Annotated in this window: 11 protein-coding genes and 1 pseudogene; 4 read left to right on the forward strand and 8 right to left on the reverse strand. The window is 74.0% G+C overall.

Going from position 1 to position 14,147, the window contains the following annotated elements; genetic code table 11:
- Window positions 1–78: 78 nt before the first annotated feature.
- The 3 genes from ABD823_RS08325 to rsmA form a co-directional block, all read right to left on the reverse strand.
- On the reverse strand, window positions 79–1,887 hold the full coding sequence (locus ABD823_RS08325; RefSeq protein WP_344857493.1) for an ABC-F family ATP-binding cassette domain-containing protein: 1,809 nt from the start codon (window positions 1,885–1,887) through the stop codon (window positions 79–81).
- A gap of 47 nt (window positions 1,888–1,934) precedes the next feature.
- Complete coding sequence (locus ABD823_RS08330) at window positions 1,935–2,837, reverse strand: 4-(cytidine 5'-diphospho)-2-C-methyl-D-erythritol kinase (protein WP_344857495.1); 903 nt, start codon at window positions 2,835–2,837, stop codon at window positions 1,935–1,937.
- Between the two features lie 83 nt (window positions 2,838–2,920).
- Complete coding sequence (gene rsmA, locus ABD823_RS08335) at window positions 2,921–3,766, reverse strand: 16S rRNA (adenine(1518)-N(6)/adenine(1519)-N(6))-dimethyltransferase RsmA (protein WP_344857497.1); 846 nt, start codon at window positions 3,764–3,766, stop codon at window positions 2,921–2,923.
- 236 nt (window positions 3,767–4,002) lie between these two features.
- Here rsmA and ABD823_RS08340 point away from each other — a divergent pair, with 236 nt between their 5' ends.
- Entirely contained in the window at window positions 4,003–5,652 is a 1,650-nt protein-coding gene (locus tag ABD823_RS08340; protein WP_344857499.1) for a serine/threonine-protein kinase, read from the forward strand.
- On the forward strand, window positions 5,649–7,157 hold the full coding sequence (locus ABD823_RS08345; protein WP_344857501.1) for a hypothetical protein: 1,509 nt from the start codon (window positions 5,649–5,651) through the stop codon (window positions 7,155–7,157). The genes ABD823_RS08340 and ABD823_RS08345 overlap by 4 nt, the downstream gene beginning before the upstream one ends.
- A gap of 121 nt (window positions 7,158–7,278) precedes the next feature.
- Here ABD823_RS08345 and ABD823_RS08350 read toward each other — a convergent pair whose 3' ends face one another.
- Complete coding sequence (locus ABD823_RS08350) at window positions 7,279–8,133, reverse strand: TatD family hydrolase (protein WP_344857503.1); 855 nt, start codon at window positions 8,131–8,133, stop codon at window positions 7,279–7,281.
- A gap of 95 nt (window positions 8,134–8,228) precedes the next feature.
- The gene (locus ABD823_RS08355; protein WP_344857505.1) at window positions 8,229–8,441 is read right to left on the reverse strand and encodes a hypothetical protein; all 213 of its coding nucleotides are present in this window, start codon (window positions 8,439–8,441) and stop codon (window positions 8,229–8,231) included.
- 101 nt (window positions 8,442–8,542) lie between these two features.
- Between ABD823_RS08355 and ABD823_RS08360 the strand changes: the two genes are divergently transcribed.
- A complete protein-coding gene (locus tag ABD823_RS08360; protein WP_344857507.1) occupies window positions 8,543–9,130 on the forward strand; it encodes a TetR/AcrR family transcriptional regulator in 588 nt (195 codons plus the stop codon).
- A gap of 78 nt (window positions 9,131–9,208) precedes the next feature.
- Here the strand turns inward: ABD823_RS08360 and metG are convergent, their stop codons facing one another.
- Window positions 9,209–10,987 carry a methionine--tRNA ligase gene (metG, locus tag ABD823_RS08365; RefSeq protein WP_344857509.1) on the reverse strand — a complete coding sequence of 593 codons (1,779 nt, stop codon included), beginning with the start codon at window positions 10,985–10,987 and terminating at the stop codon, window positions 9,209–9,211.
- Window positions 10,988–11,074: 87 nt separating this feature from the next.
- Complete coding sequence (locus ABD823_RS08370; protein WP_344857511.1) at window positions 11,075–12,355, reverse strand: glycosyltransferase family 2 protein; 1,281 nt, start codon at window positions 12,353–12,355, stop codon at window positions 11,075–11,077.
- A 100-nt stretch (window positions 12,356–12,455) separates the two neighbouring features.
- On the opposite strand from ABD823_RS08370, the gene ABD823_RS08375 reads away from it, so the two are divergent.
- Window positions 12,456–13,964 carry a hypothetical protein gene (locus ABD823_RS08375; RefSeq protein WP_344857513.1) on the forward strand — a complete coding sequence of 503 codons (1,509 nt, stop codon included), beginning with the start codon at window positions 12,456–12,458 and terminating at the stop codon, window positions 13,962–13,964.
- On the opposite strand, the pseudogene ABD823_RS08380 reads toward ABD823_RS08375, so the two are convergent.
- Window positions 13,939–14,147, reverse strand: a pseudogene (locus ABD823_RS08380) (phospholipid carrier-dependent glycosyltransferase); the annotation flags it as partial. The gene ABD823_RS08375 and the pseudogene ABD823_RS08380 overlap by 26 nt on opposite strands.

Consider the following 14,147-nt stretch of genomic DNA (forward strand, 5'->3'; position numbering starts at 1 on the left):
TCTCTGTGCCCTCCCTGCGGGGGATAAACGCCTCCCGCGCGATCCCCGCCGGGAAATCCGGCGGAGACCTCCAGGAGATCACTCGCCGAGGCGCTCGGCGACCTCCAGCCACGCGGCCTCGATCTCGTCCTTCTCCTCCTGGACCAACTGGAGCTCGGCGTCCAGCTCGGCCAGCCGCTCATAGTCGGCGGCCGCCTCGGCCATGGCTTCGTGGAGCTTCGTCTCCAGGCCCGCCAGCTTGTCGAGCTGGCGCTCCAGGCGGGACAGCTCCTTGCGCAGCTCCCGCTCCTCCTTCGCCGACAGGCCCGGCCCCGCCTCCGGGGCCGCCGCGCCCTGGGCGGGGGCGCCGCCCGCGCCGGAGCCCGCGGCCGCCCGCGCCGACAGGGCCGAGCCCTCCGCCCGCCGCTGGAGGTATTCGTCCACGCCGCCGGGGAGCAGCGAGAGCCGCCCGTCGCCCAGCAGGGCCACGCAGCGGTCGGCCACCCGCTCCAGGAAGTAGCGGTCGTGGCTGACCAGGATCAGCGTGCCGGGCCAGCCGTCGAGCAGGTCCTCCAGCTCGTTCAGCGTCTCGATGTCGAGGTCGTTGGTCGGCTCGTCGAGCAGCAGCACGTTCGGGTCGTCCATGAGCAGCCGGAGCAGCTGCAGGCGGCGGCGCTCACCGCCCGACAGGTCACCGACGACCTTCCACTGCGCCTCGCCCTTGAAGCCCAGGCGCTCCAGCAGCGCCGAGGCCGTCCACTCCTTCTTGCCGACCTGGACGTACTTGCGGACCTCCTCGACGGTCTCCAGCACCCGCCGGGTGGGGTCGAGCTCGGCCAGCTCCTGCGACAGGTGCGCCAGGCGCACCGTCCTGCCCCGCACGACCTTGCCGGAGTCGGGCTGCACCGTGCCGGCCAGCAGCCGCAGCAGCGAGGACTTGCCCGAGCCGTTCACGCCGATCAGGCCGATCCGGTCGCCGGGACCGAACTGCCAGGTGCAGTGGTCGAGCACCAGCGGGCCCTGGCCGGGACCGCCGGCGTGCAGCGTCACGTCCTCCAGGTCGTAGACCGTGCGGCCCAGCCGGGCGGCGGCGAACTTCACCAGCTCGACGCTCTCCCGGGGCGGCGGCTCGTCGGCGATCAGCGCCTGGGCGGCCTCGATCCGGAACTTCGGCTTGGAGGTGCGGGCGGGCGGGCCGCGCCGCAGCCAGGCGATCTCCTTGCGCATGAGGTTCTGGCGGCGGGCCTCGGCGGCCGCGGCGACCCGGGCGCGCTCGGCCTTGGCCAGCACGTAGGCGGCGTAGCCGCCCTCGTAGCGCTCGACCGCGCCGTCGACGACCTCCCAGGTCCGGGTGGAGACCGCGTCGAGGAACCACCGGTCGTGGGTGACGACCACCAGCGCGCTCCTGCGCGCCGCCAGGTGCCGGGCCAGCCAGTCGATGGCCTCGATGTCCAGGTGGTTGGTGGGCTCGTCGAGGATGATCAGGTCGTGCTCCTCGATGAGGAGCCTCGCCAGCGCCGTGCGGCGCCGCTCGCCTCCGGACAGGCTCCCGGCCGGCGCGGTCAGATCGAGGCCGCCGAGCAGGTTGGCGAGGATCTCGCGGATGCCCGCGTCGCCCATCCACTCGTGCTCGGCCCGGTCGCCGAGCACGATCTCGGCCACCGAGCGCGCGGGATCGAGGTCGTCGCCCTGCGACAGCACGCCCAGGTGCAGGCCGCGGGTGTGCGTGACGCGGCCCCCGTCGGGCGTGAGGCTGCCGGCGATCACCGAGATCAGCGTCGTCTTGCCGCCGCCGTTGCGGCCGACCACGCCGATCCGGTCGCCCGCCTCGATGCCGAGGGAGACGTCCTTCAGCAGCGGCTTGGGGCCATAGGAGTGGGAGACCGACTCAAGGTTGACCAGATTCATCGTGTCCCCAGGGTAGCCGCTGCCGCGCGGCCCCAGCCCCGCTCCGCCTACACGACCGCGGGCCCCGGGACCGGGCCGTGCGCGGTGAGGACCTCGCGGGCGACCCCGGCACCGCGCAGCGCCGCGGCCACCTCCTCGGCGTGCCCGGCGGAGGCGGCGAGGAACGCGCAGGTCGGCCCGGAGCCGGAGACCAGCGCGCCGAGGGCGCCGTGCTTGCGGCCGGCCTCCAGCGTGGCCGCCAGGGACGGGCGGAGCCGCAGCGCGGCCGGCTGCAGGTCGTTGGCCAACTCGGCGCCGAGCGCCTCGGCGTCCCCGGCGCGGAGCGCGGCCAGCAGCGGCTCCGCCGCCCGGGGCTCCGGGACCGCCAGGCCGTCGGCGGCGCGGATGCGGTCGCACTCGGCGTAGACCTTCGCCGTGGACAGGCCGCCGTCGGCCAGGGCGAACACCCAGTGGAACGTCCCGCCGACCTCCAGCGGGGCCAGCCGCTCGCCGCGGCCGGTGCCCACGGCGGTCCCGCCCAGCAGCGCGAACGGCACGTCGCTGCCCAGGTCCGCGGCGATCTCCATCAGGTCGTCGAGCGGCAGGCCCAGGCCCCACAGCTCGTTGCAGGCGACCAGGGCCGCGGCGGCGTCGGCGCTGCCGCCCGCCATGCCGCCCGCCACCGGGATCGCCTTGCGGATGGCCAGGCTCACGCCGTACGGACGGCCCGCGTGCCGGGCCAGCGCGACGGCGGCCCGGATGGCCAGGTTGTCGTCGTCCTCGGGCACCTGGTCGGCGGACTCGCCCTCGACGCGGACGCTCATCCCGGTCTCCGCCGCCGCCGTCACCTCGTCGAAGAGCGAGACCGCGTGGAAGACGTTGACCAGGTCGTGGTAGCCGTCGTCCCGGAGCGGCCCGACCGCGAGCTGCAGGTTGACCTTGGCGGGGACGCGGACGGTCACGGAGTTCATGCGTCTCCCAGGACTCGCTCGTGCATGACGTCCGATGGTAACGGGAGCGCCGGGCCCCCACGCCGCCGAGCCGACGGATCACGCTACGGACGGTTCTCCGCGATGCGCGCGAAATCGTCGACGGTGAGCTGCTCGCCCCGCGCCGAGGGGTCGATCCCCGCGGCCCGGAGCGCGCTCTCGGCGGCGGCGGCCGTACCGGCCCAGGAGGCCAGGGCGGCGCGCAGGGTCTTGCGGCGCTGCGCGAAGGCGGCGTCCACCACCGCGAAGACCTCCTCGCGGGCGGCCGCGGTGGCGGGCGGCTCCCGGCGGGTCATCGCCACCAGGCCGGAGTCCACGTTGGGCACGGGCCAGAAGACCGTGCGGCCGACCGGGCCGGCCCGCCGGACGTCGGCGTACCAGGCCGCCTTGACCGAGGGCACGCCGTAGACCTTCGAACCCGGCGCGGCCGCCAGCCGGTCGGCCACCTCGGACTGGACCATGACCAGGACGTTCCTCAGCGTGGGCAGGATCTCCAGCAGGTGCAGCACCACCGGCACGGACACGTTGTAGGGCAGGTTCGCCACCAGCGCGGTCGGCCGCTCGTCCGGCAGCTCCTCCACGGTGACCCGCATGGCGTCGGCCCGCACCACCGTGAGCCGGCCGGCCAGCTCGGGCGCGTGCTCGGCCACGGTCAGCGGGAGCTGCCCGGCCAGCACCGGGTCGATCTCCACCGCGACCACGGAGCGGACCTCGGGGAGCAGCGCGAGAGTGAGCGAGCCCAGGCCCGGCCCGACTTCGATGACCACGTCGTCGGGGCGCAGCTCCGCGGTCCGGACGATCCTGCGGACCGTCCCGGCGTCGATCACGAAGTTCTGGCCGAGCTTCTTCGTCGGGCGGACATCCAGCTTCTGCGCCAGATTGCGGATCTCCACCGGCCCCAGCAGGCTCATGCCCCGTCTCCGTCCGGCGACGCGGCGCCGGCGCCCCGCCGGTCCGCCCGCCCGTCCTGTCCGCTCACGGCGCCGCCGTGCCCATGGCCCGCTCGCTCACGCTGCTCTCCCCACGTCATCTCACAAGTTTCGCGCATCGGGCACGGTGCGCCGACGCATCCTGGACATGGGAGGCACCACTGCGGCTACCGTTGTCCCGCGGGGAACGGCCTTCGCGCGCGGATCTCTTCGGTGAGGTGGACGTGGACCAGCCCGGTGTCGACAGGCTCCGCGCCGGAGACCCCGAGCGGATCGGCCCGTACCGCCTGCTCGGCCGCCTCGGCGAGGGCGGCATGGGCACCGTCTACCTCGCGACGGCCCCGACCGGGCGGCCGGTCGCGGTCAAGGTGATCAGGGCGGAGTTCGCGATCGAGGAGGGGTTCGCCGCGCGGTTCCACGCGGAGGTGGACAACGCCCGGCGGGTCGCCTCCTTCTGCACCGCCCAGGTGCTCGACAACGGCAACGCCGACGACGGCCGGCCGTACATGGTGACCGAGTACATCGCGGGCACCCCGCTCTCCCGGCAGATCTCCCGGTACGGCGCGCTGGAGCCGGGCCCGCTGCACGGCGTCGCGCTCGGCGTGGCCGCGGCGCTGGCCGCGATCCACGTGGCGGGGCTGGTCCACCGCGACCTGAAGCCGGCGAACGTGATCCTGTCCCTGTCCGGGCCCCGGGTGATCGACTTCGGCATCGCCCGCGCGCTGGACTCCGCCTCCGGCTTCACCCGTTCGGGCGAGGTGCTCGGCAGTCCCGGCTGGTGGGCGCCGGAGCAGGTGCGGGGGCAGGGGATCACCCCGGCGGCCGACGTGTTCGCCTGGGGCTGCCTGGTCGCCTACGCCGGAAGCGGCCGCCACCCCTACGGCCGAGGCGACGCGATCACCATGGCCTCCCGGCTGCTGAACTCCCGGCCCGACCTCGGTGCGCTGCCCGCCCCGCTGAACGACCTGGTCCGCCTGGCCACCGCGATGGACCCCTACCTGCGCCCCACCGCGCAGGACCTGCTGATCGCCCTGGTCGGCGGGGGCATCGCGGCGCCCTCCCCGGCGCGCACGGACCCGCCCACGCTGGTCGCCACCGACGTGCTGGCCGAGTCGTGGCAGGCCCCGCCCAACGTCGAGCCCGACGCCACCCTGACCCTCGGCGCCCTCCGCCCGGACCCCTCCCGGGCTCCCGGCGGACCGGCCGTCCCCTCCGGTCCCGCCGCGTCCGCGCGGCCGGATCCGGCTCCGGGCGCCGCCGGATCCCCCGGAGCCGCCGCGCCCCCGACCTCTCCGACGGCCTCGGCGGGCCGTCCGGCCGCCTCCGGGCCCGCCGCGCCCCGGTGGCGGTGGGCGCTCGCCGGAGCGGCCGTGGTGGCGGCCCTCGCGGTGACGGGGGTCGTGCTGGCGAACACCGCCGGCGGCGGAGGCACGCCGCCGCGGACCGCCGGAGGGACCGCCTCGGGCCGGGGCGCGGACCCCGGCGCGGGCCCCGGCATCGGCCGGCGCGTCCCGCTCGGCCCCGCCGTCGGGGATCCGTACCTCGTCGTGCCCCGCGCTCCCGTCTGCGGCCTGACGGACCACCGGGGGGCCGCGCCGGTCCGCGGCCGCTTCTGCACGGTCCGCTGGACGCTGCTCAACCCCGGCGGCGAGCAGGTCCGGCTGAGCGGCACCCCGCTCACCCTGGTGGACGACCGCGGCGCCGCCCACGGTCCCGCACCCGGCTCCGCCGCCCCGCCGGCCGCCCTGGCACCCGGCGGCCGGGCCGACGGGGTGCTCGTCTACGACCTGCCGCCCGCCCGCGGGCCGCTCAGGCTGACCGGCCGCCTGACCGAGGACGGCCCGGAGATCGAGGTGAGGCTCTCGTGAGGCTCCTGACCGCCCTCCTCGCCGCGCTGGCGCTCCCGCCGCTCACCGCGCCCGTCTCCGAACGCCCCGTCTCCGAACGCCCCGCCGTCGCGCAGCCCGCCCCCGCGCGGCCCGCGGGGCCCTCCCCCGCCGCCTGCACCGGGACGGGCACGGGCCCGACCGGCGGCGGCTCGGGAGGCGACTCGGGAGGCGACTCGGGAGGCGACTCGGGCGGCAGCTGGGGAGGTGACTTCGACGGCGACGGGATGGACGACGTCGTGGCCGGCGACCCGCTCGCGGACATCCCGGGCGCCGACGGCTCCGGTGCCGTGCACGTCCTGCCCGGCTCCTCCGGCCGGGCCGGGTCGCCGGCGGTGGTGACCGCCCCGGAACCCGCGGCGGGCGACGGCTTCGGCTGGTCGGTCAGGCTCGTCCACCTCGACGGGGACCGCTGCGCCGACCTGCTCGTCGGCGCGCCGTACGCGGACGTGGCGGGGGTGCGGGACGCGGGCGCGGTCTACGCGGTGTACGGCGGAGGCCGGCGCGGACCCGCCCGCCTGGTCGCCGCGGATCCGGAGGCCGACGCCCACTTCGGCTGGTCCCTGGCCGCGCGCGGCCCCCTGGTCGCCGTCGGGGCGCCGCACGAGGACGCCGACGGGGTCCGCGACTCCGGCGCGGTCCACCTGTTCGAGGCGGCCGCGCCCGGCACCGCCCGGCGGATCACCCAGAACACCGAGGGCGTCACCGGCAACGCCGAGCTCGGGGACATGTTCGGCTGGGCGGTGGAGCTCGGCAGGCTGGGCGGGACCGCCGGCGAGCTCGATCTCGCGGTCGGCCTGCCGTACGAGAACGACGACGGGCAGGGCGCGCAGAGCGACGGGGGCACCGCCGACTCCGGGGCGCTCACCGTCGTGTTCGACGTGCGGGCCGGGAGCGGCGCGCGGTCCTCCCGGAAGTGGGACCTGCGCGACCTGGCGGAGGCGCAGGCGGGCGACCGGTTCGGCTACGCCCTGGCCTACGCCGAGCAGGGCGGCACGGCCTACCTCGCGGCGGGCGCCCCGCTCGGCGACGGCGGGTCGGTGGAGGACTCCGGGACCGTCCAGCTCTTCCAGGCGTCCGGCACGGCGGAGATCACTCCCGGCGGCACGCTCAGCCAGGGCGCGACGGGCGCGACGGGCGACGGGTACGGCTCCGCGCTGGCGTTCGCCGGCGGCGGTGACGTACGGCTGGCGGTGGGCGTGCCGCACCGGGGGCCGGACCGGCGGGGCGGCGTCCACCTGGTCCCGGTGGCCGACCCCGCCCGGGCCCGGATGGTGAGCGGGACCGAGCCCGGCGGGCGCCTCGGCTGGTCGCTGGCCTCCGGCGGCAACAAGCTGGTCGCCGGCGCCCCCGACCACGGCCCCTCCGGGGCGGTGGCGCTGCTGGGCCGCAACGACGGCGCGGTCACCCTGCTCCTGCCCGGTGACGGCCGGGTCCCGGCCGTCACCGGCGGCGCCTCCGTCGACTTCGGCGCGGCCACCGGCTGAGCCGCCCCGGGCCGGGATCCGGCGCCGTGGGTCACCACGCGCGGGACCGCCGGTCACCGGGTGCGGGGCCGCGAGGTCACCACGTGCGCGACCGCCGGTCACCACGTGCGGCGCCGCGAGGTCACCAGGCGCCGAAGACGCGCTCCCCGTTCGCGCTGACGGAGGCGGCGAGCTCCTCCTCCGTCATGCCCTTGACCTCGGCCAGGCAGCGCACGATCAGCGGGATGAGGTAGGGCGCGTTCGGCTTGCCCCGGTGCGGGGTCGGCGGCAGGTACGGCGCGTCGGTCTCGACCAGGATCAGCTCCGGCGGGGCCACCGCCGCGGCCTCCCGCAGGTAGCCGGCGTTCTTGTAGGTGACCGGCCCGGAGAAGGACATGAAGTAGCCCGCGGCCGCGCACTTCCCGGCCATCTCCGCGTCGCCGGAGTAGCTGTGGAAGACCACCGTGTCGGGCGCGCCCTGCTCGGCCAGCACGCGCAGCACGTCGTCGTGGGCCTCGCGGTCGTGGATGACCAGGGCCTTGCCGGTCCGCTTGGCGATCTCGATGTGCGCCCGGAAGCTCGCGTGCTGGTCGTCCTTGGAGGCCCAGTCGCGGTAGTAGTCGAGGCCGGTCTCCCCGACCGCCCGTACCTGCGGCTCCCCGGCGAGTTCCTCGATCTCGGCGAGGACCTCGGGGGTCGCGGCGTGCGCCTCGTTGGGGTGGATCGCCACCCCGGCGTAGACGTCGCGGTGGATCCGGGCGACGTCGGCGTTCCACCGGGAGGAGGCCAGGTCGTAGCCGATCGTGACCAGCCGGGTCACCCCGACCGCCCTCGCCTCCTCGGTGATCCGCTCCACGCTCGCCTCGGCCGCCTGCGCGGCCTGGGCGACCGGGTCCCCGGAGGAGGCCTTGCGGTTGCCCACCATGATGTCGAGGTGGCAGTGGCTGTCGAACACTTCGCCGGCCAGCGGCGCAGGCGGGACGGGCATCGCGGTCATGCCGCCCAACCTATCGCCTGCGGCGCGGCGGCCCCGCGCGGTGATCCGCTCCCGGTGGTCCGCCCGCCGTCCCGGGCCGCCGGGCCGAGGACGGGTCACCGGGCTCCGCCGGGCTTGGGCAGGGGCCGGGGGCGCGGGACCGAGCGCGGCCGGGGCGTCTGCCGGCGTTCCGGCCTGCCCTGCGGGAAGGGCCGGGCGCCCTTCCCCGCGGCCCGCGCGGCGGCGGCGGGGACCGGGACCGCCGGGACGGTGACCGCGAGGGCGGCCGGGAGCGCGGGGACGAGCGGGGGGACGGGGTGGACGCGCATCTGTGCTCCTCTTGGACTATCAGTGAAGTACTTTGCTTGTAGTGGTTGAAACGTAGTACTACACTTAGAGTGGTGTCAACATCGATTTCAGGGAGATCGCAATGCGGCAGAACCCGGCACGGCGGGCGGCGCTCCTCGACGCCGCCATCGAGGTCCTCGCCCGCGAGGGCATACGCGGGCTGACCTTCCGCGCCGTCGACACCGAGGCGGAGGTGCCCAACGGCACCGCCTCCAACTACTTCAGCAACCGCGACGACCTGCTCACCCAGGTCGGCCACCGCTTCTACGAGCGGCTGACGCCCGAGCCCGGCGTCCTGGAGGCCATGCTGGAGGGCCCCCGGGACCCCGACCACGTCGCCCGGCTCATGCGCGACATGGTGGAGCGCCTCAGCGACTTCCGCTCCGGTTACCTGGCCCTGCTGGAGCTGCGACTGGAGGCCACCCGCCGCCCGGAGCTGCGCCGCCTGCTCACCGAGCGCATCCGCGCCGACATCGACTTCAACATCGGCAACCACCTGCGGTCCGGCATGCCCGGTGACGAGACCACGGTGGTCGTGCTCTACCTCGCCCTGAACTGGCTGATCCTGGAGCGGCTCACCCTGCCCGACGTCTTCCCGGAGGAGCGGATCGGCGACCTGGTGACCGAGGTGGTCACCCGCGTCCTGCCCGCCCCCGCCCGGCCGGCCTGACCCCGATGCGCCCGGACGCGCCGGGGACATGAAGAACCGCCCGGACGGAGACGGTCCGGGCGGTCCACGGCGGGGAGGTCACTCGCCGAGGCGGGCGAGCTCCTCGTCGACGATCTTAGGGTCCAGCTTGCGGAAGAGCGGGGTGGGCGGGGCCAGCGGGGTGCCCGGACGGATCGGGGTGTGCTCCCAGCGGGCGGCGCCCTCGTAGGACCCGGTGATGACCGGGTAGCTCCGGCCGTCCTCGTCGACCTCCTGCATCTCCGGCATGCCCGACCAGACGCCCTCGCCGCCGAGCATCGCGTAGATCTTGTTGGAGGAGTTCGGCAGGAACGGGGTGAGCATCGTCTTGGCGTCGTCGACGACCTGCAGCGCGACGTGGAGGATCGACTTGACCCGCTCCGGGTCGTCCTTGAGCTTCCACGGCTCCTGCTCGGCGAGATATCTGTTCGCCTCGCGGACGACCTCGAACGCCTCACCGATCGCGTTCTTGAACCGGGAGCGGCCCAGCTCCGCGCCGACCGGGCCGAACGCCTCGCGCGAGCGGGCCAGCAGCGCGCGGTCGGCGTCGGTCAGCTCGCCCGCCTCCGGGATCACCCCGAAGTTCTTGGCCGCCATGGAGATCGAGCGGTTGACCAGGTTGCCCCAGGCCGCCACCAGCTCGCCGTTGTTGCGGTTGAGGAACTCCGACCAGGTGAAGTCGGTGTCCTGGTTCTCCGGCCCGGCGACCGCGATGTAGTAGCGCAGCGCGTCGGCGTCGTAGCGGGCCAGGAAGTCGCGCACGTAGATGACGACCTGCCGGGAGGAGGAGAACTTCCGCCCCTCCATGGTCAGGAACTCGCTGGAGACCACCTCCGAGGGGAGGTTCAGCGCGCCGAGCGAGCCCGGCGCGCCGCCCTTGCCGCCCTGGCCGTTGTAGCCGAGCAGCAGGGCCGGCCAGATCTCCGCGTGGAAGACGATGTTGTCCTTGCCCATGAAGTAGTAGCCGCGGGCGTCGGGGTTCTGCCACCACTGCCGCCAGGCGTCCGGGTCGCCGGAGCGGCGGGCCCACTCGATGGAGGCGCTCAGGTAGCCGATGACGGCGTCGAACCAGACGTACAGCCGCTTGTTCGGCTGGTCCTCCCAGCCCTCCAGCGGGATCGGCACGCCCCAGTCGAGGTCGCGGGTGATCGCGCGCGGCTGCAGGTCGCCCAGGAGGTTCAGCGAGAACTTCAGCACGTTCGGCCGCCACTCGCCCTGCTTGGACTGCAGCCAGGTGCCGAGGACCTCGGCGAAGGCGGGCAGGTCCAGCATGAAGTGCTCGGTCTCCACGAAGACCGGCTTCTCGCCGTTGATCCTGCTGACCGGGTTGATCAGCTCGATCGGGTCGAGCTGGTTGCCGCAGTTGTCGCACTGGTCGCCGCGGGCCCCGTCGTAGGAGCAGATCGGGCAGGTGCCCTCGATGTAGCGGTCGGGCAGGGTCCGGCCGGTCGACGGCGAGATCGCCCCCATCGTGGTCTTGGGGAAGATGTAGCCGTTGGCGTACAGACCCTTGAAGATCTCCTGCGCCACCGCGTAGTGGTTGGCCGTGGTGGTCCGGGTGAACAGGTCGTAGGACAGGCCCAGGGCCGTCAGGTCCTCGGCGATCAGCCGGTTGTAGCGGTCGGCGACCTCGCGGACGCCCAGGCCCTCCTTGTCGGCCTGGACCTGGATGGGGGTGCCGTGCTCGTCGGTCCCGCTGACCATCAGGACCTTGTTGCCCGCCATTCGCTGGTAACGGCTGAAGACGTCGGACGGCACGCCGAAGCCGGAGACGTGCCCGATGTGGCGGGGGCCGTTGGCGTACGGCCAGGCAACTGCGGTCAGGATGTGCTGGGACATGGTTACCAGCCTAGAGCCTGTCTTGTGAATCTTCCGCCCCGTTCTGGCCCGGTGCCCGGCGGGCGGGCCGTGCGCCCGCCCGCCGGGTCACGCCTGGCCGTTGCCCGCGGTGTTCTCCACCGGGACGGCCGCCGCCCCGGCGTCCTGGAGCGCCTCGGCGTCCTGGCGGCTGACCGCCTCGGCGGCCTCCTCCGCGGCGGAGGCCGCCACGTCGATCGGCGTCTCCTTGGTGCGGCGGATGCCCAGGATGCTGATGAACAGCGCCGCGAAGATGGTCTGGAAGCTCATGATCAGCGCGGTGGCCGCGGGCACCGCGATGCGCAGCGACTGCGAGGGGATCAGCTGGCCGAAGCTGTGCGTCTGCCAGTGGATCAGGGAGGCCGCCAGCCCGGCCACGCCGGCCAGGGCCAGCGCGCCGCCGGCGACCAGGCCCTTCTCCAGGGAGACGATGTCGACGAGCTTGCGCACCCGCCTGTCCTCGGGCAGGAATCCCTCCTCGGCGGCGTAGACCTTGGTGAATAGGGCGAACAGCACCGCCTGGAAGCCGATCACGACCATGGCCGAGGCGCCGACCAGGGTGGTGACGTCGAAGCCGATCCTGCCGATGTAGATCGGGCCGAAGGTCAGGGCGGTGCCCAGGGCCAGGCCGAGGATCATCATCACCAGGCCGGGGATGAAGAACAGCCAGCGCGGGCTGTACAGCAGCAGGAAGCGCAGGTGGCGCCAGCCATCGCGCCAGGAGCGCAGGTGCGGGGGCCGGCTGCGCCCGTCCGGTGAGAGCGTGGTCGGCACCTCCCGCACGTCCAGGCCGGCGAGCGTGGAGCGGACCACCATCTCGCTGGCGAACTCCATGCCGCCGGTCTGCAGGCCGAGCCTGAGGATGGAGTCGCGCCGGAAGCCGCGCAGGCCGCAGTGGAAGTCGCCGATGGCGCTGGGGAAGAACAGCCGGCCGATGAAGGACAGCACCGGGTTGCCGAGGTAGCGGTGGAGCGGGGGCATCGCGCCCGGCGCGATCCCGCCCTTGAAGCGGTTGCCCATCACCAGGTCGGCGCCGTCGCGCAACTGCTCCACGAACGGCATCAGCGCGGTGAAGTCGTAGGAGTCGTCGGCGTCCCCCATGATGACGTAGGTGCCGCGGGCGGCGCGGATGCCCCCCATGAGGGCGTTGCCGTACCCCTTGGCGTCCACGTGCACGACCCGCGCCCCGGCGTCGCGCGCCAGCTGCTGCGAACCGTCGGTGCTGCCGTTGTCGGCGATGAGCACCTCTCCGTCGATCCCGTGCTCCCGCATGCAGGCCAGGGCCTTGCGCACGCAGGTCTCCACGGTCTCCGCCTCGTTGAGGCACGGCATGACCACGGTCAGTTCCACGTCTCGAACCCTTCCGTCACGGCACAGGCAATCCAACCATGATGCCCGCTCCTCCGGGTGCCCGCGCCGGGTCCCTCGAAGGGCTGGCATTCTGTTATGCATGGTGACCGTCGCGGATCCTCCACGCCTGGACACGGCCCCGGCCGGTGTGCGCGCGCGCCTGCGGGCGTTCCTGCGCCGCCACCGCGTGTTCGCCGCCGTCCTGGCGGCGGCGTTCCTCCTGCGCATGGTCACCATGCTCGGGTACGGCCCGGCGCTGTGGTTCAACGACTCCTACGAGTACGTCTCCGGGGCGGTCAACCCCGACAGGCCCAGTGCCCTGCGCCCGAACGGTTATTCCTTCTGGCTGCTGGCGCTGCGGCCGTTCCACAGCTTCGCCCTGGTGGCCTTCAGCCAGCACCTGATGGGCCTGGGCGTCGGCGTGCTCGTCTACGCGCTGCTGCGGTGCAGGTTCGCCCTGCCCGGCTGGGGCGCGGCGCTGGCCACGGTGCCGGTGCTGTTCGACGCCTACCAGATCCAGCTCGAACACATGATCATGTCCGACACCATGTTCATGCTGCTGGTCGTGGGCGTCATCACGCTGGTGCTGTGGCACCGCAGGATGCCCTGGTGGCTGGGTGCGGTGGTCGGCCTGCTGCTCGCGCTCACCGCGCTGACCCGGTCGATCGGACTGCCGATCCTCGCCCTGGTCGCGGTCTACCTGCTGGTCAAGCGGACCGGGTGGAAGCCGATCGCGGCCATGGTGACGGCGTGCGCGCTCCCGGTCGCCGGCTACATGGCCTGGTTCTCCTCGGCGCACGGCAACTTCGCGATGACCAACAGCGACGGCGCGATCCTCTACATGCGGACCGCGCTGTTCGCCGACTGCAACGAGATGGAGGTCGACCCGCGCAAGGAGCTGGAGCTGGCGCTGCTGTGCATCAGCGACCCGCCGGACAAGCGCTCCTTCTCCGGGCAGAAGTACCTGTGGTGGGCGCAGAACGGCCAGCGCTTCCACGCCTTCGGGGTGGGCACGACCTTCACCCCGGAGATGAACGCCACCGCCGGGGAGTTCGCCAAGCGGGCCATCCTCTCCCAGCCCGGCGACTTCCTGGCCATCGTGGTCCGCGACTTCTTCCGCGCCTTCCGCTGGGACCGGCCGCGCTTCCCGGACGCCAACACCTACCGGCAGTACGAGTTCCTCCCGGAGAACAAGGTGCTGCCCGCCTGGTCCTCCCCCAAGGGCAGCACCACCGACCGGGACGCGCTGATCTACGACCCGGATCTGCCGACTGCGCAGATCCGCGGCAAGCCGAGCGTGATCGGCACCGACGTGCACGACCCGTGGGCCGCCTTCATGCAGGGCTACCAGCGGATCGTCCGGCTTCCCGGCACCGTGCTCGGCGTGCTGCTGCTGATCGGCCTGGCCGGGGTGGCGGTGCGCTGGCGCACGCTCGGCGGGCCGGTGCTGCTGCCGTGGCTGGCGGCCTTCGGCCTCATCCTGGCCCCCGCGGCGACCGCCGAGTTCGACTACCGCTACCTGCTGCCCGCGGTGCCGCTGGCCTGCCTCGCCGCGGCGATCTCGCTGCGCCGCGGGGTCAGGCTCAGGGCTCGTACCAGCGGCGGGTGAGCATGCGGGCGTACCAGTCGGAGTAGGGGATGTTCTCCGCGGTGAGCACCGGATACAGCCACCAGAGGTTGGCCAGGGCCAGCAGCGTGAAGGTGCCGACCAGCGCGGCCCCGAGCGCCCTGCGGTTGGGCGGGGCGGTGGCGGGGCCGATGACGAGTCCGGCGGCCAGGGTGATGGCCAGCA

Origin of the sequence: Planomonospora alba, assembly GCF_039534085.1 — a bacterium.
Taxonomy (GTDB): Bacteria; Actinomycetota; Actinomycetes; order Streptosporangiales; family Streptosporangiaceae; genus Planomonospora_B; species Planomonospora_B alba.

Excerpts from the sequence above, each read along its gene's own strand:
- ABD823_RS08325 (WP_344857493.1), bottom strand. The coding sequence starts at position 1,887 with ATGAATCTGGTCAACCTTGAGTCGGTCTCCCACTCCTATGGCCCCAAG.
- ABD823_RS08330 (WP_344857495.1), bottom strand. The coding sequence starts at position 2,837 with ATGAACTCCGTGACCGTCCGCGTCCCCGCCAAGGTCAACCTGCAGCTC.
- rsmA (WP_344857497.1), bottom strand. The coding sequence starts at position 3,766 with ATGAGCCTGCTGGGGCCGGTGGAGATCCGCAATCTGGCGCAGAAGCTG.
- ABD823_RS08350 (WP_344857503.1), bottom strand. The coding sequence starts at position 8,133 with ATGACCGCGATGCCCGTCCCGCCTGCGCCGCTGGCCGGCGAAGTGTTC.
- ABD823_RS08355 (WP_344857505.1), bottom strand. The coding sequence starts at position 8,441 with ATGCGCGTCCACCCCGTCCCCCCGCTCGTCCCCGCGCTCCCGGCCGCC.
- ABD823_RS08360 (WP_344857507.1), top strand. The coding sequence starts at position 8,543 with ATGCGGCAGAACCCGGCACGGCGGGCGGCGCTCCTCGACGCCGCCATC.
- metG (WP_344857509.1), bottom strand. The coding sequence starts at position 10,987 with ATGTCCCAGCACATCCTGACCGCAGTTGCCTGGCCGTACGCCAACGGC.
- ABD823_RS08375 (WP_344857513.1), top strand. The coding sequence starts at position 12,456 with ATGGTGACCGTCGCGGATCCTCCACGCCTGGACACGGCCCCGGCCGGT.